This is a genomic window from Entomohabitans teleogrylli, assembly GCF_001484765.1.
GTDB lineage: Bacteria > Pseudomonadota > Gammaproteobacteria > Enterobacterales > Enterobacteriaceae > Entomohabitans > Entomohabitans teleogrylli.
In genome coordinates this window covers 1-24,065 of sequence record NZ_LLXO01000016.1, presented here as the reverse complement: position 1 = coordinate 24,065, position 24,065 = coordinate 1, and the positions used below count along the sequence as shown (strand labels likewise).

General features: G+C 55.3%; 23 protein-coding genes and 1 pseudogene. 9 read left to right on the top strand and 15 right to left on the bottom strand.

The window, feature by feature from the left end; genetic code table 11:
- Positions 1-51: 51 nt before the first annotated feature.
- Positions 52-312, top strand: a complete 261-nt coding sequence (locus tag AQ981_RS18350; RefSeq protein ID WP_058913204.1) for a YfhL family 4Fe-4S dicluster ferredoxin — start codon at positions 52-54, stop codon at positions 310-312.
- On the opposite strand, the gene acpS is transcribed toward AQ981_RS18350, so the two are convergent.
- The 11 genes from acpS to rpoE form a co-directional block, all read right to left on the bottom strand.
- Positions 313-693, bottom strand: coding sequence for a holo-ACP synthase (gene acpS / locus AQ981_RS18345; protein WP_058913203.1), 381 nt, complete (start codon positions 691-693; stop codon positions 313-315). It lies immediately after the preceding gene.
- Positions 693-1,424: a pyridoxine 5'-phosphate synthase gene (pdxJ, locus tag AQ981_RS18340; protein ID WP_058913202.1), complete on the bottom strand. Its 732-nt coding sequence runs from the start codon at positions 1,422-1,424 to the stop codon at positions 693-695. Before pdxJ ends, acpS begins: the two co-directional genes overlap by 1 nt.
- A 77-nt stretch (positions 1,425-1,501) precedes the next feature.
- Positions 1,502-2,227, bottom strand: coding sequence for a DNA repair protein RecO (gene recO / locus AQ981_RS18335; RefSeq protein ID WP_058913201.1), 726 nt, complete (start codon positions 2,225-2,227; stop codon positions 1,502-1,504).
- A gap of 12 nt (positions 2,228-2,239) precedes the next feature.
- Positions 2,240-3,145 (bottom strand): GTPase Era, encoded by a 906-nt coding sequence (gene era / locus AQ981_RS18330; RefSeq protein ID WP_058913200.1) that lies wholly within the window; start codon positions 3,143-3,145, stop codon positions 2,240-2,242.
- A complete protein-coding gene (gene rnc / locus AQ981_RS18325; protein WP_058913199.1) occupies positions 3,142-3,822 on the bottom strand; it encodes a ribonuclease III in 681 nt (226 codons plus the stop codon). Before rnc ends, era begins: the two co-directional genes overlap by 4 nt.
- Before the next feature lie 170 nt (positions 3,823-3,992).
- Complete coding sequence (gene lepB, locus AQ981_RS18320) at positions 3,993-4,955, bottom strand: signal peptidase I (protein ID WP_058913198.1); 963 nt, start codon at positions 4,953-4,955, stop codon at positions 3,993-3,995.
- Positions 4,956-4,971: 16 nt separating this feature from the next.
- Positions 4,972-6,771: a translation elongation factor 4 gene (gene lepA / locus AQ981_RS18315; RefSeq protein ID WP_058913197.1), complete on the bottom strand. Its 1,800-nt coding sequence runs from the start codon at positions 6,769-6,771 to the stop codon at positions 4,972-4,974.
- 192 nt (positions 6,772-6,963) lie between these two features.
- On the bottom strand, positions 6,964-7,449 hold the full coding sequence (rseC, locus tag AQ981_RS18310) for a SoxR-reducing system protein RseC (RefSeq protein ID WP_058913196.1): 486 nt from the start codon (positions 7,447-7,449) through the stop codon (positions 6,964-6,966).
- Positions 7,446-8,399 (bottom strand): sigma-E factor regulatory protein RseB, encoded by a 954-nt coding sequence (rseB, locus tag AQ981_RS18305; protein ID WP_058913195.1) that lies wholly within the window; start codon positions 8,397-8,399, stop codon positions 7,446-7,448. Before rseB ends, rseC begins: the two co-directional genes overlap by 4 nt.
- Entirely contained in the window at positions 8,399-9,046 is a 648-nt protein-coding gene (gene rseA, locus AQ981_RS18300) for an anti-sigma-E factor RseA (RefSeq protein ID WP_058913194.1), read from the bottom strand. Before rseA ends, rseB begins: the two co-directional genes overlap by 1 nt.
- Before the next feature lie 31 nt (positions 9,047-9,077).
- A complete protein-coding gene (gene rpoE, locus AQ981_RS18295) occupies positions 9,078-9,653 on the bottom strand; it encodes an RNA polymerase sigma factor RpoE (protein ID WP_058913193.1) in 576 nt (191 codons plus the stop codon).
- Between the two features lie 437 nt (positions 9,654-10,090).
- Between rpoE and nadB the strand changes: the two are divergent.
- Positions 10,091-11,720: pseudogene (gene nadB / locus AQ981_RS18290) on the top strand (L-aspartate oxidase).
- Here nadB and trmN read toward each other — a convergent pair.
- Positions 11,705-12,442 carry a tRNA(1)(Val) (adenine(37)-N(6))-methyltransferase TrmN gene (gene trmN, locus AQ981_RS18285; RefSeq protein ID WP_058913191.1) on the bottom strand — a complete coding sequence of 246 codons (738 nt, stop codon included), beginning with the start codon at positions 12,440-12,442 and terminating at the stop codon, positions 11,705-11,707. The pseudogene nadB and the gene trmN sit on opposite strands and share 16 nt — an antisense overlap.
- A gap of 131 nt (positions 12,443-12,573) precedes the next feature.
- Between trmN and srmB the strand changes: the two genes are divergently transcribed.
- On the top strand, positions 12,574-13,893 hold the full coding sequence (srmB, locus tag AQ981_RS18280; RefSeq protein ID WP_058913190.1) for an ATP-dependent RNA helicase SrmB: 1,320 nt from the start codon (positions 12,574-12,576) through the stop codon (positions 13,891-13,893).
- Between the two features lie 93 nt (positions 13,894-13,986).
- On the opposite strand, the gene grcA is transcribed toward srmB, so the two are convergent.
- The gene (gene grcA, locus AQ981_RS18275) at positions 13,987-14,370 is read right to left on the bottom strand and encodes an autonomous glycyl radical cofactor GrcA (RefSeq protein WP_058913189.1); all 384 of its coding nucleotides are present in this window, start codon (positions 14,368-14,370) and stop codon (positions 13,987-13,989) included.
- A 319-nt stretch (positions 14,371-14,689) separates the two neighbouring features.
- Between grcA and ung the strand changes: the two genes are divergently transcribed.
- Entirely contained in the window at positions 14,690-15,379 is a 690-nt protein-coding gene (gene ung / locus AQ981_RS18270; protein ID WP_058913188.1) for a uracil-DNA glycosylase, read from the top strand.
- A gap of 49 nt (positions 15,380-15,428) precedes the next feature.
- Here the strand turns inward: ung and AQ981_RS18265 are convergent, their stop codons facing one another.
- The gene (locus tag AQ981_RS18265; RefSeq protein ID WP_058913187.1) at positions 15,429-16,469 is read right to left on the bottom strand and encodes a tRNA/rRNA methyltransferase; all 1,041 of its coding nucleotides are present in this window, start codon (positions 16,467-16,469) and stop codon (positions 15,429-15,431) included.
- A 210-nt stretch (positions 16,470-16,679) separates the two neighbouring features.
- Here AQ981_RS18265 and trxC point away from each other — a divergent pair, with 210 nt between their 5' ends.
- The 5 genes from trxC to AQ981_RS18240 all read left to right on the top strand — a co-directional run bounded on the left by trxC (position 16,680) and on the right by AQ981_RS18240 (position 22,416).
- A complete protein-coding gene (trxC, locus tag AQ981_RS18260) occupies positions 16,680-17,099 on the top strand; it encodes a thioredoxin TrxC (protein WP_058913186.1) in 420 nt (139 codons plus the stop codon).
- A 78-nt stretch (positions 17,100-17,177) separates the two neighbouring features.
- The gene (locus AQ981_RS18255; RefSeq protein WP_058913185.1) at positions 17,178-17,879 is read left to right on the top strand and encodes a tRNA-uridine aminocarboxypropyltransferase; all 702 of its coding nucleotides are present in this window, start codon (positions 17,178-17,180) and stop codon (positions 17,877-17,879) included.
- Between the two features lie 33 nt (positions 17,880-17,912).
- Positions 17,913-20,576 (top strand): bifunctional acetate--CoA ligase family protein/GNAT family N-acetyltransferase, encoded by a 2,664-nt coding sequence (locus tag AQ981_RS18250; protein WP_058913184.1) that lies wholly within the window; start codon positions 17,913-17,915, stop codon positions 20,574-20,576.
- Positions 20,577-20,686: 110 nt separating this feature from the next.
- Positions 20,687-22,042 (top strand): CDP-diacylglycerol--serine O-phosphatidyltransferase, encoded by a 1,356-nt coding sequence (gene pssA / locus AQ981_RS18245; RefSeq protein ID WP_058913183.1) that lies wholly within the window; start codon positions 20,687-20,689, stop codon positions 22,040-22,042.
- Positions 22,043-22,107: 65 nt separating this feature from the next.
- Positions 22,108-22,416 (top strand): YfiM family lipoprotein, encoded by a 309-nt coding sequence (locus AQ981_RS18240; RefSeq protein ID WP_071608938.1) that lies wholly within the window; start codon positions 22,108-22,110, stop codon positions 22,414-22,416.
- On the opposite strand, the gene AQ981_RS18235 is transcribed toward AQ981_RS18240, so the two are convergent.
- Positions 22,413-23,714, bottom strand: coding sequence for an MFS transporter (locus AQ981_RS18235; RefSeq protein ID WP_058913182.1), 1,302 nt, complete (start codon positions 23,712-23,714; stop codon positions 22,413-22,415). The genes AQ981_RS18240 and AQ981_RS18235 overlap by 4 nt on opposite strands.
- Between the last annotated feature and the right edge of the window lie 351 nt (positions 23,715-24,065).

Sequence of the window (24,065 nt, the reverse complement as noted above, 5' to 3'; positions counted from 1 at the left end):
GTCCGGCAGCGCCGGATACCGATTTACCACCACTCAGATATTATTTGTGAAATGTCGTTATTGATTACCAAACGCTGTATCAATTGTGATATGTGCGAACCGGAATGCCCGAATGAGGCGATTTCGATGGGCGAGGCGATTTACCAGATCGACAGCGATCGCTGTACCGAGTGCATCGGTCACTACGAAACGCCAACCTGCCAGAAAGTGTGCCCGATCCCGAATACTATCATTCAGGATCCCGATCGCCAGGAAAATGAGGAGCAGCTGTGGGATAAATTCGTGCTGCTCCATCATGCCGACAAGCTCTGATTAGCTCTCGATAATGACCGTCGCGCAGGCGTAGCGGCGTTCATCCGCCAGAGAAACGTGGATACTGGTCACCCCCAGTTGCCCGGCCAGCGCCGATGCCGCGCCAGACAGACGCAGCTGCGGTTTACCCAACGCATCGTTGAATACCTCAAACTGATTGAACGCCAGACCATTGCGGATCCCGGTACCAAACGCCTTCGCCGCGGCTTCTTTCACCGCAAAGCGTTTAGCGAGAAAACGCACCGGCTGCTGATGCGCCTGGTAGCGCTGCCATTCCGCCGACGTCAGTATACGTCGCGCCAGCCGATCGCCGGAACGCCCGATGACCTCTTCGATACGGGCAATCTCCACAATATCAGTACCCAGTCCGAGGATTGCCATCAGCGGCGTGCTTCCAGCATCAGGCGCTTCATCTCCGCCACCGCCTCTTTCAGGCCGCTCATCACCGCCCGGCCAATAATGGCGTGCCCAATGTTAAGCTCATGCATCTCCGGCAGTGCGGCAATGGACTGCACATTATGGTAGGTAAGCCCGTGGCCGGCATTGACCTTCAGCCCTTTGCCCGCCGCATAGCTGGCGGCGCCGGCGATACGCGCCAACTCTTGCGCCCGGGTAGCTTCATCCGGCGCATCAGCATAGCAGCCGGTGTGAATTTCAATATATGGCGCCCCAACGGCAACGGCGGCGTCAATCTGCGCCTTGTCGGCATCAATAAACAGGGAAACCAGAATTCCGGCCTGCGCCAGGCGCTGGCAGGCATCGCGCATTTTGTCGAGCTGCCCCGCCACATCCAGACCGCCTTCCGTCGTCACCTCCTGGCGCTTTTCCGGCACCAGGCAGCAAAAATGAGGACGGATTTCGCAGGCGATAGCAATCATCTCTTCGGTGACCGCCATTTCCAGATTCATACGGGTGTGCAACGTCTGACGCAAAATACGTACGTCTCTGTCGGTAATATGGCGGCGATCCTCACGCAAATGCACCGTAATACCATCGGCCCCGGCCTGCTCGGCGATAAATGCCGCCTGAACCGGATCCGGATAGGCGGTTCCACGGGCGTTACGCAGGGTGGCAATATGGTCAATGTTGACCCCTAACAATAGCTCAGCCATGACTGTCCTCATGATTAACGACGGGAGAATTGCCGCAGTGTACACCGGAGCAGGAAAGCGTGGCTACGCTGTTAACATCAGGAAGTGGCGCCGGGCTTCGCTTTCGGGACAAACTGGCGAAACAGTTCGCGGCTCTTCAGCGGTTTGCCGCCGAGGTAAGGTTTAAGCGCCATACGTGTGAAACGCTTGGCGGCGCGTAGCGTGTCGGCATCCGGAAATTCACGGTGAAACAGCGCCCGAAGCTGATGCCCAGTGAAGCTGTTATTATCCACCACCAGGCTGGCGATAAAACCTTTCTCCTCCCGGTAGCGGTAGGTCATGGTATCGCTGACCTCTTCGCCGGTGCCCGCGCAGTGTAAAAAATCCACGCCATAACCGAGGTGCCCAAGCAATGCCAGTTCAAAACGGCGCAGCGCGGGCTCCGGCGATCCCACCGATTCCGCCAGTCCCTGCAGGCAGTGCAGATAGTCGAAAAAAAGTTCAGAGAAGCGGATTTCCTGTTCCAGAACCCGGGAAAGTAGTTCATTAACATACAGGCCGCTATAGAGAGCAATGCCGGATAAGGGTAACGCCAGGGAGACTGCCTCGGCGCTACGCAGGGTTTTGACCTCCCCACGTCCGCCCCAGCGCACCAGCAGCGGGGTAAAGGGCTGCAAAGCGCCCTTCAGGCTGGAGCGCTTAGCCCGGGCGCCTTTGGCTATCAGGCGTATCCGCCCGGACTCTTCACTAAAAATATCAAGCAGAAGGCTGGTTTCACTCCAGGGTCGACTATGCAGGACAAACGCCCGCTGCCAGCCTTCCATCACGGTTACCCGCTACAGATCGTCGACATAGCCGAGACTGCGCAGCGCCCGCTCGTCATCCGCCCAGCCGGACTTCACTTTCACCCACAGTTCAAGATGGACTTTCGCCTCGAACATCTCTTCCATGTCTTTACGGGCTTCAATGCCGATCGTTTTGATTTTCGAGCCTTTATTGCCGATCACCATCTTTTTCTGCCCTTCGCGCTCCACGAGGATCAGCCCGTTGATGTCATAACCGCCGCGCTCATTGGTGACAAAACGCTCGATCTCAACGGTAACCGAATACGGCAGCTCGGCGCCCAGGAAACGCATCAGCTTCTCGCGGATGATTTCTGAGGCCATAAACCGCTGCGAGCGATCGGTAATATAATCTTCCGGGAAGTGGTGAATCGCCTCCGGCAGGTGTTTACGCACGATCTGCGCGATAGTATCAACATTCATCCCGGTTTCCGCAGAAACAGGCACGATATCCAGGAAACTCATCTGGCTGCCAAGGAACTGCAGGTGCGGCAGCAGATCGGCCTTTTCCGCCACGTTATCCACTTTGTTTACCGCCAGAATGACCGGCACTTTGCTGTCGCGCAGCTTATTAAGCACCATCTCGTCATCGGGGGTCCAGCGGGTCCCTTCAACCACGAAAATCACCAGTTCCACATCGCCGATCGAGCTGCTGGCGGCGCGGTTCATCAGACGGTTAATGGCGCGCTTCTCTTCCATATGCAGGCCCGGGGTATCGACATAAATCGCCTGATAGGCGCCTTCGGTATGGATGCCGACAATCCGGTGCCGGGTAGTCTGCGCCTTACGGGAGGTGATGGAGACTTTCTGTCCCAGCAGCTTATTCAGCAGAGTCGATTTGCCGACGTTCGGGCGCCCGACGATAGCGATAAAGCCGCAATATGTTTTCTGTTCGCTCATTCCAGCTCCAGCTTCTTCAGCGCCTGCTCAGCGGCCGCCTGCTCCGCTTTGCGGCGGCTGGAGCCAGTACCGATCACCGGCTCGCTCAGGCCACTAACCTGACAATGAATGGTAAATTCCTGATCGTGCGCTTCTCCCCGCACCTGAACCACCAGGTAGGAGGGCAGCGGCAGATGGCGCCCCTGCAAATACTCCTGCAGGCGGGTTTTGGGATCCTTTTGTTTATCCCCGGGGCTGATTTCGTCCAGACGCGTCTGGTACCAGGTGAGGATCAAACGTTCCACGGTCTGAATATCGCTATCCAGAAATACGCCGCCGATCAGCGCTTCAACGGTGTCCGCGAGAATAGATTCCCGGCGAAAACCGCCGCTTTTTAATTCGCCCGGCCCAAGGCGCAGGCACTCGCCAAGTTCAAATTCGCGGGCGATTTCCGCCAGCGTATTGCCGCGCACCAGCGTGGCGCGCATACGGCTCATATCCCCTTCATCCACGCGTGGGAAGCGGTGATAGAGCGCATTGGCGATAACAAAACTCAAAATAGAATCACCCAGAAACTCCAGCCGCTCGTTATGTTTGCTGCTGGCGCTGCGGTGCGTTAAAGCCTGCTGCAACAGTTCCTGATGTTGAAAAGTGTAGCCCAGCTTCCGCTGAAGCCGGTTAATAACTATGGGGTTCATGCGATACCAGTTAATGAATGCGTCGATAGATCAGCACACGGAACCGATCTGAAAAGTATCAAAATGACGGTTTCGTGTGCCGTGGCTCCCTTACGGGAGCCAACCGGAAAACTCGGGGGGATATTCTATACACAACGACAAGGGATGTCGTTATTTGATTGCGGTAATTCTCAATGAATTCCGCCAATACGGCTCAAACGTACGCCGGTAGGCCATTCGCCCTCTTGTTTTTCAAAACTCATCCAGATAGCTGTCGCCTTACCCACCAGATTGGCTTCCGGCACAAAGCCCCAATAACGGCTGTCGGCGCTGTTATCGCGGTTATCGCCCATCATAAAATAGTGGCCTGGCGGTACTATCCAGGTTGAGGTGCGGTTGTAGTACATCCCCACCTGATCCTGGGCGATCGGCACCATCAGGATATTATGCGACACTTCGCCGAGCGTCTCTTTACGTTCGTCCAGCCGGATACCGCCGGATTTAGTCTGGTCGAGCGGCAACTGGAAGAAGCCGCTGCTGGCTTCCCCGCCGTTACGCGCCGAGAAAGTCTGCACAAAATCGCTGGGCTCGACGTTGGAATAGGTGACCGGCAGCGCTTTACCGCAGGCCTGACCGGAACTGCAGTTCGGCTCAACCGTCACCTCTTTACTGATCGGATCGTACGTAACCCGATCGCCCGGCAGCCCGACCACTCGCTTAATGTAATCCAGCGTCGGCTCTTTCGGATATTTAAATACCGCGATATCGCCGCGCTTCGGATGACCAGTTTCAATCAGGGTCTTCTGGTAGATGGGATCTTTAATCCCGTAGGCAAACTTTTCTACCAGAATGAAATCACCGATCAGCAGCGTCGGCATCATTGAACCGGATGGGATCTGGAAAGGCTCGTAAATAAACGAGCGCACCACCAGCACAATCGCCAGCACCGGAAACACCGATGCGCCGGTTTCCAGCCAGCCCGGCTTTGGTTCGACCTTTTTCAGCGTCTGCGCATCCAGCGTATTACCTGCCGCAGCCTGAGCGGCGGCCCGCTTCTCGCGACGCTTCGGCGCAAAAATAAACTTATCAATGCACCATAAAATGCCCGTCACCAGGGTGGCTATCACCAGGATCAGCGCGAACATGTTAGCCATGCCAGCTCCTTAGAATTTATTTGCCGTCTTTACCCACATGCAGAATCGCCAGGAAAGCCTCCTGAGGCAGTTCGACATTACCGACCTGCTTCATGCGCTTTTTACCCTCTTTCTGTTTCTGCAGCAGTTTCTTTTTACGGCTTACGTCACCGCCGTAGCATTTTGCCAGCACGTTCTTACGTAACTGTTTCACCGTCGAGCGAGCGATAATATGGTTACCAATAGCCGCCTGGATCGCGATATCGAACTGCTGGCGCGGGATCAAGTCTTTCATCTTGTCCACCAACTCGCGGCCACGATACTGCGAGTTATCGCGGTGGGTGATCAGCGCCAGCGCGTCAACCCGCTCGCCGTTAATCAATACGTCTACCCGCACCATGTCGGAAGCCTGGAAACGCTTAAAGTTATAGTCCAGCGAGGCATAGCCGCGGGAAGTGGACTTCAGGCGGTCAAAGAAATCCAGCACCACTTCGGCCATTGGGATCTCATAGGTCAGCGCCACCTGATTGCCGTGGTAAACCATGTTGGTCTGCACGCCGCGCTTTTCCACGCACAGGGTGATCACGTTGCCCAGATATTCCTGAGGCATCAGCATGTGACACTCGGCGATCGGCTCACGCAGCTCTTTGATACTGTTCACCGCCGGCAGTTTGGACGGACTGTCCACGTACAGCACTTCATCGGCCGTGGTTTCAACTTCATAGACCACGGTCGGGGCGGTGGTAATCAGATCCAGATCGTATTCGCGCTCCAGGCGCTCCTGGATAATCTCCATATGCAGCAGGCCGAGGAAGCCGCAGCGGAAACCAAAGCCCAGCGCCGTAGAACTTTCCGGCTCGAAGAACAGCGAAGCGTCGTTGAGGCTCAGTTTGCCCAGCGCGTCGCGGAAAGCTTCATAATCATCAGAACTGACCGGAAACAACCCCGCGTAGACCTGGGGTTTTACTTTCTTAAAGCCCGGAAGCGCTTTGTCCGCCGGGTTACGCGCCAGCGTCAGGGTATCCCCCACCGGGGCGCCGAGAATGTCTTTGATGGCGCATACCAGCCAGCCTACCTCGCCGCATTGCAGCTCGGTCCGGTCAACCTGTTTCGGCGTGAAGATCCCCAGACGATCGGCGTTATAGGTCTGGCCAGTGCTCATCACCTTAATTTTATCGCCCTTACGCAGAGTGCCGTTCTTCACGCGAATCAGCGACACCACGCCAAGGTAGTTATCAAACCAGGAGTCAATGATCAACGCCTGCAGGGGTGCATCGGGATCGCCTTCCGGCGGCGGAATATCACGCACCAGGCGCTCCAGCACATCCTGAACGCCAACGCCGGTTTTGGCGGAGCAACGCACGGCATCCGTCGCATCAATACCCACGATATCTTCAATTTCTTCCGCCACCCGATCCGGCTCAGCGGCGGGCAGGTCGATTTTATTGAGTACCGGCACAACTTCCAGATCCATCTCAATCGCGGTGTAGCAGTTCGCCAGGGTCTGGGCTTCTACCCCCTGACCGGCGTCCACCACCAGCAACGCCCCTTCGCAGGCGGCCAGAGAGCGGGAAACTTCGTACGAAAAGTCCACGTGCCCCGGCGTATCGATAAAGTTCAGCTGATAAGTTTTACCGTCCGAGGCTTTATAGTCCAGGGTGACGCTCTGCGCTTTAATGGTAATTCCGCGCTCGCGCTCCAGATCCATGGAATCCAGAACCTGGGCTTCCATCTCGCGGTCAGACAGGCCACCGCAAATCTGGATAATACGGTCAGACAGCGTCGACTTACCGTGGTCAATGTGGGCAATGATCGAAAAGTTACGTATGTTCTTCATATAATGTAATTTTATGCCTTACAAATCCTGAGATGGCCCGGCGTCGTGAGCCTGCAAATAGTGGCTGTCTTGTGCCTGAAACGCTGCATTCTACACTACAACCAGAAAGCGAGGAAACTGCTCATCAGACAAGCATAGCCTGACGAGCGGCAGGGAGAGGGATAAACTAAACGGGCAGCGGCCATAATGGCTTTATGGATGGTGATTTTCGCCCGCAGATGGCGAAATAACCCGCAATGCATCCGGGTCCAGGCCGATGCTGAGAATCACCGGCTGCCAGGATTCTCGCTGACTGAAGCGCGGAGAAAGTCCTTTCGCCGCCAGAAAACCGCCAACGCCGCCCAACACCGCACCGCACAGCGCGGCAAGGTCGCCGCCGAACAGCCCCTGGAAAACCCCGGCCATCAGCAGCAACCCGAGCAAGGGGAACAGATACACCAGCACCGCCGAGCCCAGAAGGCTGCTTTCGGCAATCCCCAGTTCGACTTTCTGGCCCCTGGTCAGCGGCTGTTCACAGGGTACGGTGATGAGGTGCTGGTTTTGCGGGCCGAGCTTATTCAGCACCCGGCTACCGCAGCCAGCCCGGGAGGCGCAACTGCTGCAGGATGCTTTAACATCGCAGCGCACCACAGCCTGCCCATCCTGCCACGAAACAACCGTGGCCCACTCTTTCATCATGGCGCAGCCCTGAATTTAACGCTATCCGCGATACGTTTAGCCGTTTGCGGCGGCAGTTCGCCCACCACGGTAATTTCCGTGCTGTTACGTACTTCCGTTGTCACCGTACGTCGTCCGGTACGCAAAATCTGTTCACCATCCGATGTCCCCGCCCGATTGACGTTAATCGAGAAACTGAACAATCCGTCGGAATAGAGCCGCGATTCAACCGGCACGTCGATAGTTGGCAATGGACGCCGACCGCTGGACACTTCATTAAATCCCTGGGGTACCCAGGAAGGCGCCCAGTTGAAATTGATCTTCTCTCCGCCAGGGACGGAAAGTTGCGGCGGGAGACTGGCTTTTTCCAGGCCGCGCATCATATTGCTGACCTGATCGTTCACGGTAAATGAGATCACCCGGAACTGCTCAAGCGTCTCACCGTCGCGATCTAACAGATCCACGCGCAGCGGCAATTTGGTTTCGCTGTCGAGCCAGACAATGTAGCTATAGCGCGTCCCGTCCCGGGCGACGACGCGAATCACTTCGCACAGGCGATCGGCAATACGCGTACGCCCTACGGCGATAAAGTCGTACCACGCCGCCAGGCGTTTAAAATCGGTGTAAACAATAGAAGGGAGTGAGTCGACGATGTAATCGCCGTTAAGGGTAAACGGCTCCAGGCCGGGCTCAAAATAGCTTATCTCACTGCCGCGCTGGACGACTTCACGACGCGGCCCATCCATTTGTAAAAGCTGGGCCAGCGCTTTGTTATCGAGACGGGCATGACGATAGCGCAAGGATTCGACGCCTTGCTTATTGATGCTGATAAACGCCAACTCATAGTTGAGTGACTGGCTTGCCACATTCATCTGCTGCAACAACGCCCCGGTCGAAATAGTATCCGCCGAGGCGTTGGTAGATAACAGGCAGCCAGCCAGAAAAGACACGGCACACCAAAGCTGCTTCATTACTGCGATTGGGTTCCTAAAGTTTGGTTTCCTGGCACCTGAACGGCAGCCTGCTGCGACTGCTCCATCTGAAGCTGTTCGGCGTGCAGGCGACGCTGCAATTCATAGTCCTGCAGCATAGCGTTAATCCGCCGACGCTGTTCCTGCGCCTGCTGCTGCCCGGCGCCGGTCGCGACGGTATTGTCAGACGGTACGCCAAGGCTCACCGGACTGGCTTTGCCCATCATCGGCAGGGTATTAAACACCGGCGTTTCCGGCTGACCGGTCGCATCCGAGGTGTTGTTGTATTGCTGAACGCCAACGATCACCGCCAGCGAGACGCAGGCCGCAACGCCAACCTGGGTTATCTGGCTCGCCCAGGGACGTACTTTTTGCCAGAACGGCATTTTCTGCCACAGGTGCGGCGCAGGCTGTTGTTCCGGGATGATCGGCGTAACCGTCTGAACTGATTCATTCGCTATAGCCGCCATAACCCGGGCAGAGATATCAAAATGCATCACTTCACTGGTATCACCGCGCAGGGTATCGCGGATCAGGTGGTAACTCCCCCAGGTCTGCTGTAACGCTTTGTCGTTCGACAGCTGGTTAAGCAGTTCGCTATCGAGAGTTTCGCCATCCATTAAAGCGGAAAGTTTTTCTTTCTGCATACCAAATACCTTTTTCAGTATCCCGCTATCTTCAACGCCTGATAAGCGGTTGAACTTTATTATCAATAGCTTCCCGGGCCCGGAAAATACGGGAACGCACAGTCCCCACCGGGCAATCCATGATCTCAGCTATCTCTTCATAGCTCAGTCCATCCAGCTCCCGCAAGGTGATTGCCATACGTAAATCTTCCGGAAGCGACTCAATAGTACGGAAAACTATCTGTCTCAGCTCTTCTGACAACATTAAGTTCTCAGGGTTCGAAATTTCTTTCAACGCACCGCCACTTTCGAAGTTTTCTGCTTCAATCGCGTCCACATCGCTGGACGGCGGACGGCGCCCCTGAGCTACCAGATAATTCTTGGCCGTATTCACCGCGATGCGGTACAGCCAGGTATAAAATGCACTCTCGCCCCGGAATGAACTCAACGCCCGGTACGCTTTGATAAATGATTCCTGTACAACATCAGGTACATCACCCGAAGGCACATATCGGGAAACCAGACTCGCCACCTTGTTCTGGTAACGAATCACCAGCAGGTTAAACGCTTTCTGATCTCCTTTCTGGACCCGTTCTACCAGAACCTGGTCCGTTAACTGCTCGCTCATCCGAGGTAATGTCTCCTCAAACCAATTCCACGCGTAATCGAAATGCCACCCGAACGTTGCCAAAATGCATGAGCAAGCACCCCTAAGAGTGTCGGTGATGCAGGAAGTTCCGTTACGCCTTTGTTTTTTCTCTCATGTTTAGCGAAATATGCGTTATCTCTCATTATAAGTTCCGCAACACAAAAGACGAACACTTGCTGTTTTAATTATTCACAGACAGAGATAAACAGAGTATCGCACGAATGCACCTTTTTTATCACAAAATCTGAAGTTACCGATCGCTCTGTGAGATTTTGTCGAACAACCCATCGCCAGTACATCCTTCGGACCACAGCTGATGTTTAGCCTGAATGACAAAAACACAAAAAACACATACTAAACCGGCCAGTTCGATGCTATTCTCGGTCAACAATGTTTAGTAAATTAAACAAAAGATCATGACCAACAACAGCACCCCATTTCACTGCGATATTCTGGTAGTCGGCAGCGGCGCTGCCGGACTCTCTCTGGCGCTGCGCCTCGCCCAGTTACAACACCAGGTTATCGTCCTCAGCAAGGGCCCGGTTAGCGAAGGCTCTACCTTCTATGCCCAGGGGGGTATCGCCGCGGTCTTCGACGAAACCGATAGTATTGATTCCCATGTCGAAGACACCCTGGTTGCCGGCGCCGGTATTTGCGATCGCCAGGCGGTAGAGTTTGTCGCCAGCAACGCCCGCCACTGCGTACAGTGGCTCATCGATCAGGGCGTCGCTTTTGATACCGAAACCCAGCCCAATGGCGATTCAGGTTATCATTTAACCCGCGAAGGCGGCCACAGTCACCGCCGCATCCTGCACGCCGCCGACGCAACCGGGAAAGAAGTCGAAACCACGCTGGTCGGCAAAGCGCTGAACCACCCGAATATCCGTATTCTGGAACGCTACAATGCCGTCGACGTTATTGTTTCCGATCGTATCGGCCTGCCCGGCCCGCGCCGGGTGGTTGGCGCCTGGATCTGGAACCGTAACCTGGAAAAAGTCGAAACCTGTGGCGCCAGAGCGGTGATTCTGGCCACCGGCGGCGCCTCAAAAGTGTATCAATACACCACTAACCCGGATATCTCTTCCGGCGATGGCATCGCCATGGCCTGGCGCGCCGGCTGCCGGGTCGCCAATCTGGAATTTAACCAGTTCCACCCTACCGCGCTTTTTCATCCTCAGGCGCGCAATTTCCTGCTCACCGAAGCATTACGCGGCGAAGGCGCATACCTGAAACGGCCTGACGGCAGTCGCTTTATGCCGGATTTCGATCCCCGGGAAGAATTGGCGCCGCGGGATATTGTCGCCCGGGCCATCGACCATGAGATGAAACGGTTGGGGGTTGACTGTATGTACCTTGATATCAGCCACAAACCGGCTGAATTTGTGCGCCATCATTTCCCGACGATTTATGAAAAACTGCTCGGTCTGGGTATCGACCTGACCTGCGACCCTGTGCCGGTGGTGCCCGCCGCCCACTATACCTGCGGCGGCGTGATGGTCGATGAGCATGGCAGAACCGATGTCGATGGTCTGTATGCGATTGGCGAAGTCACCTACACCGGCCTGCACGGCGCTAATCGCATGGCATCAAATTCGCTGCTCGAGTGCCTGGTCTACGGCTGGTCCGCCGCACAGGATATTCATCAGCGCATCACACACCTGCACGAAGTATCGCCGCTGCCGGAATGGGATGAGAGCCGGGTCGACAACGCAGATGAACGAGTCGTTATCCAACACAACTGGCATGAACTGCGTCTGTTTATGTGGGATTATGTCGGGATTGTACGCACCACCAAACGGCTGGAACGGGCGTTACGGCGTATCACCCTGCTACAGCAGGAAATTGATGAGTATTATGCAAACTTCCGGGTTTCCAATAATTTACTGGAGTTGCGCAATCTGGCGCAGGTGGCAGAGTTAATTGTGCGTTGCGCAATGATGCGCAAAGAAAGCCGCGGATTGCATTACACACTGGATTACCCGCAGCCGCTGGCGGTCTCCGGCCCTACGGTGCTGACGCCCCGCACACCATCACATAAATAGATAGAAAGCCCGGGTCAGGCCACAAAAAGCGTCGGAATAGCGCTGGTCTGGCCCGCGAATGACCAGCCTTTCGCTGAACAGATCTCCCGCCGTGGGCGAAAAGCCCAGCAATACCCGATGCGGCAACTTCATTTCCGCTTCCGCCACGTCAGTGCGAAAACGCAGGTGCCATCCCTGCCCCAGCGCCCGCTGGACAAAATAGCCCCCTACTGATTCCGGCAGCACAACACATAGAAAACCTTCTTCAGTGATCAACTGCGATGCGCAGGCAAGTAACGTGTCGTGATCGAGCGTGGCAGTGTAGCGCGCGAGTTCACGCTCCGCACTGGCGCAGGGCACCCCTTTCTCAAAATAAGGCGGATTACTGATAATCAACTCATAGCGCCGGGTTTGCTGGCCGGCCCACGTCTGAATATCGGCGCAGTGCACCTGAATCCGTTCCCGCCACGGCGAAGCCTGAACATTTTCACCGGCCTGCTGCGCGGCGTCGGCGTCGAGTTCCACGGCGTCGATCTGCGCGCTTCCCTCAGTGCGCTGCGCCAGCATCAGCGCCAGCAGTCCACTGCCGGTGCCAATGTCCAGAATGCGGCTGACATTCACCACCGGCGCCCACGCGCCAAGCAGAATACCGTCGGTTCCCACTTTCATTGCGCATCGATCGTGGGCGACAAAGAACTGTTTGAATGTAAAACCGTTACGGGGCAAAACCTGTTTATGCCGGGACATCTTCGCTACCTGTCGCTGAAACCGGTGTAGCATAGGGGAAAGCACGCGCCGGGAAAAGGCTAAGTTGACGACAAACAGATGAAGATCGCGGCTATAACGTCTATAATCGGCGCCCCACACAGAGGTAGATCATGACGGTAACCACTTTTTCCGAACTCGAACTTGATGAAAACCTGCTGGATGCGCTCCAGGATAAAGGTTTCACTCGCCCGACGGCTATTCAGGCCGCGGCGATCCCGCCCGCGCTTGACGGGCGCGATGTGCTGGGCTCAGCGCCCACTGGCACCGGCAAAACGGCCGCTTATATTTTACCCGCGCTGCAGCATCTGCTCGATTTCCCGCGTAAAAAGTCCGGCCCGCCGCGCGTTCTGATTCTGACCCCCACCCGTGAGCTGGCGATGCAGGTTGCCGATCACGCCCGGGAACTGGCCGCGCATACCCATCTGGATATTGCCACGATCACTGGCGGCGTCGCTTATATGAACCACGCCGAAGTGTTCAGTGAAAACCAGGACATCGTGGTCGCCACCACCGGCCGCCTGCTGCAGTATATAAAAGAAGAAAACTTTGACTGTCGCGCGGTAGAGTTGCTGATTCTCGACGAAGCGGATCGGATGCTTGATATGGGTTTCGCTCAGGATATCGAGCATATTGCCGGTGAAACCCGCTGGCGCAAACAAACTATGCTGTTCTCCGCAACCCTCGAAGGCAATGCGGTGCAGGAGTTTGCCGAACGGCTGCTGGAAGATCCCATTGAGGTTTCCGCCACGCCATCCACCCGCGAGCGCAAAAAGATCCATCAATGGTATTACCGCGCGGATGATATCGAACATAAAACCGCCCTGCTGGTTCACCTGCTAAAGCAGCCGGAAGTCACCCGCTCGATAGTGTTTGTCCGCAAGCGCGAACGGGTACATGAACTGGCCGAGTGGCTGCGCGCAGCCGGTATCCAGAACTGCTATCTGGAAGGCGAGATGGTGCAGGTAAAACGCAATGAAGCCATTAAACGCCTGGCCGATGGCCGGGTGAACGTGCTCATCGCCACTGATGTCGCTGCCCGCGGACTCGACGTGCCCGATATTAGCCACGTATTTAACTTTGATATGCCGCGCAGCGGGGATACTTATCTGCACCGTATCGGCCGTACCGGCCGCGCCGGACGTAAAGGAACCGCGATTTCGCTGGTTGAAGCTCACGACCATCTGCTACTGGGTAAAATTGGCCGCTATGTTCAGGAGCCGTTAAAAGCGCGGGTCATCGACGAGTTACGCCCCTCCACCCGCGCCCCCAGCGAGAAACTGAAAGGCAAACCGTCGAAAAAAGTGCAGGCTAAACGCGAAGAAAAGAAAAAAGAACAGGAAAAAGCCAAACCACGGGTTAAAAAGCGCCATCGCGATACTAAAAATATCGGTAAGCGTCGCAAACCCAGCGCCCAGTCCAGTGACGAATAATCTGACCGACCGCCAGCCTGTCTGGCAGTTTTTTCTGGCACAAAAAAACCGCCGACACTCTGTGCCGGCGGTTTGCTTATATCAGCCCGGAAATTACAGGCTTTCAGTAAAGGTGCGGGCGATAACGTCGCGCTGCTGTTCCGGCGTCAGGGAGTTGAAACGCACAGCGTAACCGGAAACGCGGATAGTCAGCTGCGGATATTTTTCCGGATGCTTAACGGCGTCTTCCAGGGTTTCACGACGCAGGACGTTAACGTTCAGGTGCTGACCACCTTCCACGCGTACTTCCGGTTTGACTTCCATCGGCACTTCGCGATACTCGATCTCGCCCAGTTTACCTACCGGAACGATCTCATCTTCAGCAAAGCCCGCTTTGGCGCACACGCAACGCGCTTCGCCTTTTTCATTGTCCAGCAGCCAGAAAGAGTTCAGAAGGTTGTCGTTAGCCGCTTTAGTAATCTGGATACCAGTAATCATAATTTGCCTCCCTATGGGCGTCATTCTTGATAATTTTTAGCCGCTACATGGCTAATTGGTAAAACCTTTGTTTCTTTGTTGTTCTGTATACCAGCCGTTTCGGCGGCATTCTTTGATTAAAATCAATAAAAACCACTCACCAAAAGTGGGTATAAATGCATTTATTTGTTTTACATCAACTTAGCATCGCCTTATTTCTACGAAAAATTGTAAATTTTCAAATTTTTTTACAGGCATAACCGGAAAATGTCCTGTGGATTTTGTTCCTGAAGAATAAGCAGTTAAGCTATCGCCATGAAAAATATCGCAGGAGCGCGAGATGACCAGTCAACTTACCTGGCACGATGTGCTGGCAGATGAAAAGCAACAGCCCTACTTCATTCATACGCTGCAGAGCGTCGCCGCCCGTCGGGCCGCTGGCGTCACCGTTTATCCGCCGCAGAAGGATGTGTTTAACGCTTTCCGTTATACCGAACTCGGCGATGTGAAAGTGGTTATCCTTGGCCAGGATCCCTATCACGGTCCGGGGCAGGCGCACGGTCTGGCCTTTTCTGTTCAGCCGGGCATCGCCCCGCCCCCTTCGCTGGTCAATATGTATAAAGAACTTGAAGGGTCGATCGCCGGTTTCGCGCGTCCGCCCCATGGTTATCTGGAAAGCTGGGCGCGCCAGGGGGTGATGCTGCTTAACACCGTGCTTACCGTTGAAGCGGGGCAGGCCCACTCCCACGCCAATCTGGGATGGGAAACGTTTACCGATAAAGTGATTGGCCTGATCAATGAACACTGTGAAGGGGTGGTATTCCTGCTGTGGGGATCCCATGCCCAGAAGAAAGGACGCATTATCGACAGGCAGCGCCATCATGTTTTACAGGCGCCGCATCCGTCCCCGCTGTCAGCGCACCGCGGCTTTTTTGGCTGTGGACATTTTGTCCGGGCCAATGAGTACCTGACCAGCCGTGGAGAGGCCCCCATTGACTGGACGCCGCTGCTACCGGACCAAATGAACTAAAAACGCAAAACCCCGGCAACGCCGGGGTTTATTCACTGCAGCTAAAACATCAGGTGCGGTTCTGGCGCCACCATTCGCCCAGCAGAACTCCGGCGGCGACGGAAATATTCAGCCCTTCCACATTGCCTGAGCCATCAATCGATAAGTACAGATCGGCATCACTGACCATGGTATCCGCCATACTATCGCGCTCCTGGGCAAGCACCAGCACCATCTTCTTCGGCAGGCTGGCGCGATATACCGAAGTACCACGCCGCCCGGAGGTGGTCACGATGGCATACCCGGCGCGCCGGAACTCTTCCAGCGCCTGAGAGAAGCTTTCACCAGTAATAGCTTTCACGTGTTCGGCGCCGCCTTCAGCGGTACGCACCGCAGCGCCGGATTCCAGTAGCGCAGCATCATCCACCAGCAACCCTTTGACGCCAAAATTAGCGCAGGTGCGCATAATGCCGCCAAGGTTGTGGGGATTGCCCATCTCTTCCAGCGCCAGTACGCAGTCATTGTCATCAGCCTGTTCCAGCCACTGATTAACCTGAATACCATTACGCTTTTTGATCAGGAAACAGACGCCGCCGTGATGTTCGGTACCGGAGGCTTTCGCCAGTTCCGCATCATCCACCACATGGTAGGCCTTGCGGTTTGCCGCCATCCAGCGCAGAGCCTCTTTAAAGCGCGGCGTAACACTCTGAATAAACCAGGCGCGAACAATACACTCCGGGCGGTTTTTAAACAGCGACTGGCAGGCGTTTTCGCCATACACCCGCGTCTCCTCCGCCCGCTGGCGGCGCAACACTTCCGGATCGATAAAACTTTTACCGCTAATGCCGCCATGATCCGGGGTAGTCGGTTCGCTATCGCCCGGCGCGCGGGAAACAGTGCGCCACGGAGAAGTCTCCCCGCCGCGCTCGCGCCCGGTGGAGGGCTTACCCTCACGGGTACCACGGCGACCGCCGTCTGAACGGGACGCGCCAGCAGGCCGCCCACCGCCTTTACCGGTACGCGGGTTCTGGGTGCGTTTGTCGCTGTTGTCATCCGAACGGACATACATCACTTTGACTTTGCCGCTTTTACCTTTAAATTCGTCGTTCATGCTTCTCTCCACCAGCTCTGCGCGAAGCGCGCAGATTACCCGATGTACCCACGCGGCGCCATTATCTTTCGTCAAAAGCTAATAACTATTGTACTTATCGAATAAAACAAATTGCTGTTGCAAACATTAATGCCAATAATATGCAACAATTATGAAACACAACCGGCCGCCGCCGGTTTTTTCTTACATCTGTTGTTGCAGAGGTTAGCTATGAATACCGTTTGTGCCGCCTGCCAGGCGATTAACCGTCTTCCTGAAGATCGTAAAGAAGATGGCGCAAAATGCGGGCGCTGTGGCCATGAGTTGTTTGACGGCGATGTAATCAATGCTACCAGTGAAACCCTGGATACCTTACTGAAAGACGATCTGCCGGTAGTGGTGGATTTCTGGGCGCCATGGTGCGGTCCGTGCCGTAACTTCGCGCCGATTTTTGAAGACGTTGCAGAAGAGCGCAGCGGCCAGGTCCGTTTTGTAAAGGTAAATACCGAAGCCGAACCTGAACTGAGCGCGCGCTTCCGCATCCGCAGTATTCCCACAATTATGATCTTTAAGCAGGGTCAGGTCGTGGATATGCTTAACGGCGCGGTGCCGAAAGCGCCTTTTGATAGCTGGCTGAACGAAAGCCTGTAATCCCACCACAAAGGGCACAAATAGAGTGCCCTTTTTATTTGCCACGTTAGAATAGCGCTTTTAGCCGCTAAAAACTCCATGACTGACAATGCCGTCCTGCGCCTGCGTGCCGAGCGCATCGCCCGTTCCACTCGACCTTTTCTGGCCCGGGGCAACCGGGTTCGCCGCTGCCCGCACTGCCTGCTGGCGCAGAAACTGTGCGTTTGCCACGCCATCCTTCCCAGCCAGGCGCGCAGTCAGTTCTGCCTGGTGATGTACGATACCGAGCCGATGAAGCCCAGTAATACCGGGCGACTTATCGCTGATATTTTGCCGGATACCACGGCATTTCTGTGGTCGCGTACCGAACCACCCCGTGATCTCCTGGAGTTGGTTAACGATACCCGGCGCCAGCCGATGGTGGTCTTCCCCGCCAGCTATGCACAGCCTCCTCGCCAGGTATTATCCGCGCCCCCCGCAGACGGTAAACCACCTCTGTTTATTATGCTGGACGGAACCTGGACCGAGGCCCGGAAAATGTTCCGCAAAAGTCCGTGGCTCGATCACCTGCCAGTTATCTCGGTCAACCTACAGCAAACGTCGGCCTATCAGTTGCGGGAACCCCACGCTCCCGGTCAGCTTTGCACCGCGGAGGTGGCAATGGCGCTGCTGGAACTGGCCGGCGACTGTCATGCGGCCGATAATCTGAATAACTATTTCATCCAGTTCCGTGAACACTACCTGGCAGGAAAAGCGCATCATCCGGGAGCCATCACAGCGCAGGTAACGGAAAGCGTTTAAACTCAACGGGTCTTTTGCACAGGAGAAAGGCCCATGAGCCAGCGTGGATTAGAAGCTCTGTTACGTCCAGGATCGATTGCCGTTATCGGCGCCTCGATGAAGCCGGATCGCGCCGGTTACCTGATGATGCGCAATCTGCTCGCCGGCGGTTTTAATGGGCCGGTTTTACCCGTGACCCCGACCCGTAAAGCCGTTTGTGGCGTCCTGGCGTGGCCGAACGTGGAGAGCCTGCCATTTACCCCCGATCTGGCTATTCTGTGTACCAATGCGCGCCGCAATATCGCGCTGCTGGAAGCGCTGGGCCAGAAAGGCTGTAAAACCTGTATCATTCTCTCCTCTCCGCCGGAACAGCGTAGCGAATTGCTGGCCTGCGCCGCCCGCTGGAAAATGCGCATTCTCGGCCCGAATAGCCTCGGTCTGCTGGCCCCCTGGCAGGGGCTGAACGCCAGCTTTTCGCCAGTGCCTATCAAGAAAGGCCGGCTGGCCTTTGTGTCCCAGTCTGCCGCAGTATCCAATACCATTCTTGACTGGGCGCAGCAGCGGGAAATGGGGTTCTCGTACTTTATCTCTCTGGGGGACAGCCTGGACATCGATGTCGATGAACTGCTGGACTATCTCGCCAGGGACAGCAAAACCAGCGCTATTTTGCTCTATCTCGAACATCTCAGCGATGCGCGGCGCTTTATTTCCGCTTCCCGTAGCGCCTCGCGCAATAAACCGGTTCTGGTGATTAAAAGCGGCCGCACGCCGGGCGCGCAGACGTTATTAAAAACGCCGCCCGGGATGGATGTCGCCTGGGACGCGGCGATCCAGCGCGCGGGTCTGCTGCGCGTTCAGGACACCCATGAACTGTTTTCCGCCGTGGAAACCCTGAGCCACATGCGCCCCCTGCGCGGCGAAAAGTTGATGATTGTCAGCAATGGCGCCGCCCCCGCCGCGCTGGCGCTCGACGGGCTGGAACTGCGTAATGGAAAACTCGCTCGCCTGAGCGAAGAGACGCTGTCCCGGCTGACGAGCGCCCTGCCGGAAGGCGTAGAAGCCGCCAATCCGTTGGATCTGCGCGATGACGCCTCTATCGATCGCTACCTGAAAGCACTGGAAATTTTGCTCGACAGCCACGATGCCGAAGCCTTAATGATTATCCATGCTCCCAGCGCCGTAGCGGCCGCTACGGAAACCGCTGCGAAAATTATCGAGCTGGTAAAGCGCCATCCGCGCGGCAAAATGGTCACATTGCTCACTAACTGGTGCGGCGAGTACTCATCTCAGGGCGCCCGACGGCTATTCAGCGACGCAGGCATTCCCACTTACCGTACGCCGGAAGGAACCGTCACCGCCTTTATGCATATGGTGGAATATCACCGCAACCAGAAGCAATTGCGCGAGACCCCTGCTCTGCCGGCCAATCTGGGCGCCAATGCCGCCACCGCGCACCAGCTTATCCACCAGGCGCTGCAGGACGGCGCCACTACGCTGGACACCCATGAAGTACAGCCCATTCTCCAGGCCTACGGGCTGAACACACTCCCCACCTGGATTGCCGGCGACAGCGCTGAAGCGGTACATATTGCCGAACAGATTGGTTACCCGGTGGCGCTGAAGCTGCGTTCGCCGGATATTCCCCACAAATCGGAAGTTCAGGGGGTAATGCTCTATCTGCGCACCGCCAGCGAGGTACAGCGCGCCGCGGAAGCGATTCTTGACCGCGTTAAGATGGCGTGGCCACAGGCCAGAATTCACGGCCTGCTGGTTCAGGGAATGGCCCACCGCGCTGGCGCCCAGGAGCTGCGGATCGTCGTGGAATACGATCCGCTTTTCGGCCCGCTAATTATGCTGGGAGAAGGCGGCGTTGAATGGGTATCCGGCGATCAGGCCGCCGTCGCCCTGCCTCCGCTGAACATGAACCTGGCCCGTTATCTGGTCATCCAGGCGATAAAGAAAAGAAAGATTCGCGGCCAGAGCGCGCTGCGACCGCTGGATATTGCCGGGCTAAGCCAGTTACTGGTTCAGGTATCGAATTTAATTATCGACTGCCCGCAGATTCGTCGCCTGGACATTCATCCGCTGCTGGCCAGTAATAACGAGTTTACGCTGCTGGATGTGACGCTAAATCTTGCGCCTTTCGAAGGCGATGCCGACAGCCGGCTCGCTATCCGCCCATATCCGCACCATCTTGAAGAAGATATTGTACTGAAGAACGGTACTGGTTGTCTGTTCAGACCTATCCTGCCGGAAGATGAACCCAAGCTGCAGCAATTTATTTCCCGGGTGACCAAAGAAGATCTCTATTACCGCTATTTCAGTGAAATAACCGAATTTACCCATGATGATTTAGCCAACATGACGCAGATCGACTACGATCGAGAAATGGCGTTTGTGGCCGTGCGCCAGAGTGACAGCGAAGAGGAGATCATCGGCGTCTCCCGAGCCATCTCCGATCCGGACAATATTGACGCCGAGTTTGCCGTGCTGGTGAGATCCGATCTCAAGGGGTTGGGCCTCGGGCGTCGGTTAATGGAAAAGTTGATCGCCTATACCCGCGAACACGGGATCATCAAGCTTAATGGCATCACCATGCCAAACAATCAGGGCATGATCGCTCTGGCGCGAAAGTTAGGTTTTCATGTCGATATACAGCTGGAAGATGGCATTGTCAGCCTGATGCTTCCACTGCAGAACCGTGAGGAAGATGTGTAAGGTACTGGAAATCTTAACCACATTTTTCGAATGTAGTGGTATTATCGTCTGCTTCTGTCATGTGACCTGAGCAGAAAGCCATCAAATGTATAGAGAAGATAAGCACTGTGATGTTGTCTAAATTTAAGCGTAACAAGCACCAACAACACCTTGCCCAACTACCGAAGCTTGCTCAGTCTGCGGACGATGTCGCTATTTTTTACTCGCCGGCGGACTTCAGGGAAACGTTGCTGCAAAAGATTGCATCAGCCACTCACCGTATCTGTCTGGTCGCCCTGTATCTTGAGCAGGACGACGGCGGCAGCGGTATTCTTTCCGCCCTGTACCAGGCTAAGCGCCTGCGTCCGGAGCTGGAAGTCAGCGTCCTTGTCGACTGGCACCGCGCTCAGCGCGGCCGCATCGGCGTAGCGGCATCCGACACCAACGCAGACTGGTATTGCCGCATGGCCGCTGACCATCCGGGTGTCGATATTCCAGTATATGGCGTGCCGGTCAATACTCGCGAAGCGCTGGGCGTACTGCATTTTAAAGGTTTCATCGTTGATGACTGCGTTCTTTACAGCGGCGCCAGTCTGAATGACGTTTACCTCCATCAGCACGATAAATATCGCTATGACCGCTATCATCTGATCCGTAACCCGCAGCTTGCCGATATTATGTATGACTGGGTACGCCAGTATCTGGTACACGGCTGCGCCGTTAACCGGCTGGACAGCGCCGATCGGCCTAAAAGCCAGGAGATCAAAAACGATATCCGTGTGTACCGCCAGCAACTGCGTGATGCGGTTTATCACTATAATGGTAATGCCGATAACGATCAGCTTTCAGTTACCCCACTGGTCGGTTTGGGGAAATCCAGCCCGCTGAATAAAGCCATTTATCACCTGATGCCCTGCGCGGAGCATAAGCTGACCATCTGCACGCCTTATTTCAACCTGCCAGCTGTACTGGTGCGCAATATTATCCAGCTACTGCGGGACGGTAAGCAGGTAGAGATCATCGTTGGGGATAAAACGGCAAACGACTTCTATATTCCGGAAGATCAGCCTTTTAAAATTATCGGCGCCCTGCCGTACTTGTATGAAATCAATCTGCGCCGCTTCCTGAGCCGCTTACAATATTACGTCAATAGCGGTCAGCTCACAGTGCGGTTGTGGAAAGACGAGGACAATAGTTACCACCTCAAAGGGATGTGGGTCGACGATGAGTGGATGCTGCTGACCGGGAATAACCTCAACCCCCGCGCCTGGCGCCTGGATCTGGAAAATGCGATCCTGATCCACGATCCTCAGCATCAACTGGCGGAGGCCAGAGCCCGTGAGTTAGAACAAATCCGCACTCATACCACTGTCGTTCAGCACTACCGGGATCTACAGAGTATTGCCGACTATCCGGTTAAAGTGCGTAAGCTGATCCGCCGCCTGCGACGGATCCGTATCGACAAACTCATCAGCCGTATTCTTTAATGGCACACCGTATATGGCCCTGTAGAAGCAGGGCCTGCGCCGGAAAAATCATACCTGTTTTGCTGATGGTGACTACTTTCGCTACCACCGGATGCAGCCATATGGCCCAGGATAGCTGGACCGGCCAGGACAAAGCTCAACATTTTATTGCCTCTGCCATGCTGGCTGCCGCCGGTAATGAATACGCCCGCCATCAGGGAATGAGCGCTGACCGCAGTGCGGCCTTCGGCCTGCTATTCTCTGTCAGCCTTGGCGCGGCAAAGGAAAGCTGGGATAGTCGTCCATCCGGGACTGGCTGGAGCTGGAAAGATTTCGCCTGGGATGTAGCCGGCGCGACCACCGGCTACGCTCTCTGGCAGCTTAGTCGTTACTAAAGCTTGCTGCCCCCACCCTTGCGGTGCAGCATCAGCGATACCAGGAACGCCAACGCCCCCATTCCGGAGACATACCAGAAAAAGGCGCTTTCCGATCCTATGGATTTCAACGACAGCGCCACATACTCCGCTGAGCCACCGAATAACGCATTCGCCACCGCATAAGAAAGCCCCACTCCCAGAGCCCGCACATGCGGCGGAAACATTTCGGCTTTCAGTATCCCGCTGATCGAGGTATAGAAACTCACTGCCAGCAACGCCATAACCACCAGAATAAAAGCGACCCACGGGGAGCTGACATTCTGCAATGCAGTGAGAATCGGCACCGTGCCCAGAGCAGATAACGCACCAAAACACAGCATCGACGAGCGACGACCAATTTTATCAGAAAGCGCCCCAAACAGAGGCTGAAGGAGCATAAAGATAAATAGCGCCACCGTCATCAGTGTGCTGGCGACATTGGCATGCATACCGGCAGTATTCACCAGATATTTTTGCATGTAGGTCGTAAAGGTATAGAAGCTGAGAGACCCACCGGCGGTAAAACCGAGCACCATCAGGAACGCCTTACGGTTTCGCCATAACCCCTTCAGAGAACCGGCCTCTTTCAGATTGCGACTCTCTTTCTGCGAAGTCTCATTCAGCGCTCTGCGCAGCCATAGCGCAACAATCGCCAGCACGGCGCCGACGACAAAAGGAATGCGCCATCCCCACTCTCTGAGAGAACTCTCCGCCATCGTCTGCTGCAATATCACTACCACCAGTAACGCAAGAAGTTGCCCGCCGATCAGCGTGACATATTGAAATGACGCATAAAATCCCTTACGTCCCTCTACAGCGACTTCGCTCATATAGGTTGCGCTGGTGCCATATTCCCCGCCTACCGATAATCCCTGAAACAGGCGGGCAACCAGCAGTAACGCTGGCGCCCAGGTGCCAATAGCGGCGTATCCCGGCAGACAGGCGATGACCAACGAGCCCATACACATCATGCACACTGAGATCAGCATTGAGCGCTTACGGCCATACTTGTCGGCAATATAACCAAACAACCAGCCACCGATAGGCCGCATCAGAAACCCGGCGGCAAAGACGCCAGCGGTTTGCAACAACTGAGTGGTGGTATTACCGGAAGGGAAAAAGATATGGGCGAAATAAATGGAACAAAAGGAATAAACATAGAAGTCGAACCACTCCACCAGGTTCCCTGAAGAAGCGCCTACAATGGCCCGGATACGGTGCCGTGTGTCATCCCCTGACTGAGTCATCCTGTTGTTAATGGTTGTTGTCTCAGACATGACATTTCTCTCTTGCTTTTAAATCCAGCGAAAGCCAGTCGCATAGAGTGCGCCACCGCAAAAGGTAAATAAAGTGTTAATTATTTGATAAATTATTTTTGTGACTAATATCTGATTTTGATGAAACGATGAAATGGACTCAGTTGAGATGGGGCCTGATAGTAAATAAAATCAAGCCTGGTACTACCTACCGTTTTAACATCCAGGATTTAAAATGCAAAAAAGCCCCGTGCCTGCGCATGAAGCTTCCCTGTCTCTCTGCTCCGGCAGACCATGGTCACGGGCCCGTTCCGGACTCCCCGGGTAATTTCTGACAAACAAAAAAGCCCCATGCTTGCGCATGAGGCTTTT

Excerpts from the sequence above, each read along its gene's own strand:
- AQ981_RS18350 (WP_058913204.1), top strand. The coding sequence starts at position 52 with ATGTCGTTATTGATTACCAAACGCTGTATCAATTGTGATATGTGCGAA.
- acpS (WP_058913203.1), bottom strand. The coding sequence starts at position 693 with ATGGCAATCCTCGGACTGGGTACTGATATTGTGGAGATTGCCCGTATC.
- pdxJ (WP_058913202.1), bottom strand. The coding sequence starts at position 1,424 with ATGGCTGAGCTATTGTTAGGGGTCAACATTGACCATATTGCCACCCTG.
- recO (WP_058913201.1), bottom strand. The coding sequence starts at position 2,227 with ATGGAAGGCTGGCAGCGGGCGTTTGTCCTGCATAGTCGACCCTGGAGT.
- era (WP_058913200.1), bottom strand. The coding sequence starts at position 3,145 with ATGAGCGAACAGAAAACATATTGCGGCTTTATCGCTATCGTCGGGCGC.
- rnc (WP_058913199.1), bottom strand. The coding sequence starts at position 3,822 with ATGAACCCCATAGTTATTAACCGGCTTCAGCGGAAGCTGGGCTACACT.
- lepB (WP_058913198.1), bottom strand. The coding sequence starts at position 4,955 with ATGGCTAACATGTTCGCGCTGATCCTGGTGATAGCCACCCTGGTGACG.
- lepA (WP_058913197.1), bottom strand. The coding sequence starts at position 6,771 with ATGAAGAACATACGTAACTTTTCGATCATTGCCCACATTGACCACGGT.
- rseC (WP_058913196.1), bottom strand. The coding sequence starts at position 7,449 with ATGATGAAAGAGTGGGCCACGGTTGTTTCGTGGCAGGATGGGCAGGCT.
- rseB (WP_058913195.1), bottom strand. The coding sequence starts at position 8,399 with ATGAAGCAGCTTTGGTGTGCCGTGTCTTTTCTGGCTGGCTGCCTGTTA.
- rseA (WP_058913194.1), bottom strand. The coding sequence starts at position 9,046 with ATGCAGAAAGAAAAACTTTCCGCTTTAATGGATGGCGAAACTCTCGAT.
- rpoE (WP_058913193.1), bottom strand. The coding sequence starts at position 9,653 with ATGAGCGAGCAGTTAACGGACCAGGTTCTGGTAGAACGGGTCCAGAAA.
- trmN (WP_058913191.1), bottom strand. The coding sequence starts at position 12,442 with ATGTCCCGGCATAAACAGGTTTTGCCCCGTAACGGTTTTACATTCAAA.
- srmB (WP_058913190.1), top strand. The coding sequence starts at position 12,574 with ATGACGGTAACCACTTTTTCCGAACTCGAACTTGATGAAAACCTGCTG.
- grcA (WP_058913189.1), bottom strand. The coding sequence starts at position 14,370 with ATGATTACTGGTATCCAGATTACTAAAGCGGCTAACGACAACCTTCTG.
- ung (WP_058913188.1), top strand. The coding sequence starts at position 14,690 with ATGACCAGTCAACTTACCTGGCACGATGTGCTGGCAGATGAAAAGCAA.
- AQ981_RS18265 (WP_058913187.1), bottom strand. The coding sequence starts at position 16,469 with ATGAACGACGAATTTAAAGGTAAAAGCGGCAAAGTCAAAGTGATGTAT.
- trxC (WP_058913186.1), top strand. The coding sequence starts at position 16,680 with ATGAATACCGTTTGTGCCGCCTGCCAGGCGATTAACCGTCTTCCTGAA.
- AQ981_RS18255 (WP_058913185.1), top strand. The coding sequence starts at position 17,178 with ATGACTGACAATGCCGTCCTGCGCCTGCGTGCCGAGCGCATCGCCCGT.
- AQ981_RS18250 (WP_058913184.1), top strand. The coding sequence starts at position 17,913 with ATGAGCCAGCGTGGATTAGAAGCTCTGTTACGTCCAGGATCGATTGCC.
- pssA (WP_058913183.1), top strand. The coding sequence starts at position 20,687 with ATGTTGTCTAAATTTAAGCGTAACAAGCACCAACAACACCTTGCCCAA.
- AQ981_RS18240 (WP_071608938.1), top strand. The coding sequence starts at position 22,108 with ATGGTGACTACTTTCGCTACCACCGGATGCAGCCATATGGCCCAGGAT.
- AQ981_RS18235 (WP_058913182.1), bottom strand. The coding sequence starts at position 23,714 with ATGTCTGAGACAACAACCATTAACAACAGGATGACTCAGTCAGGGGAT.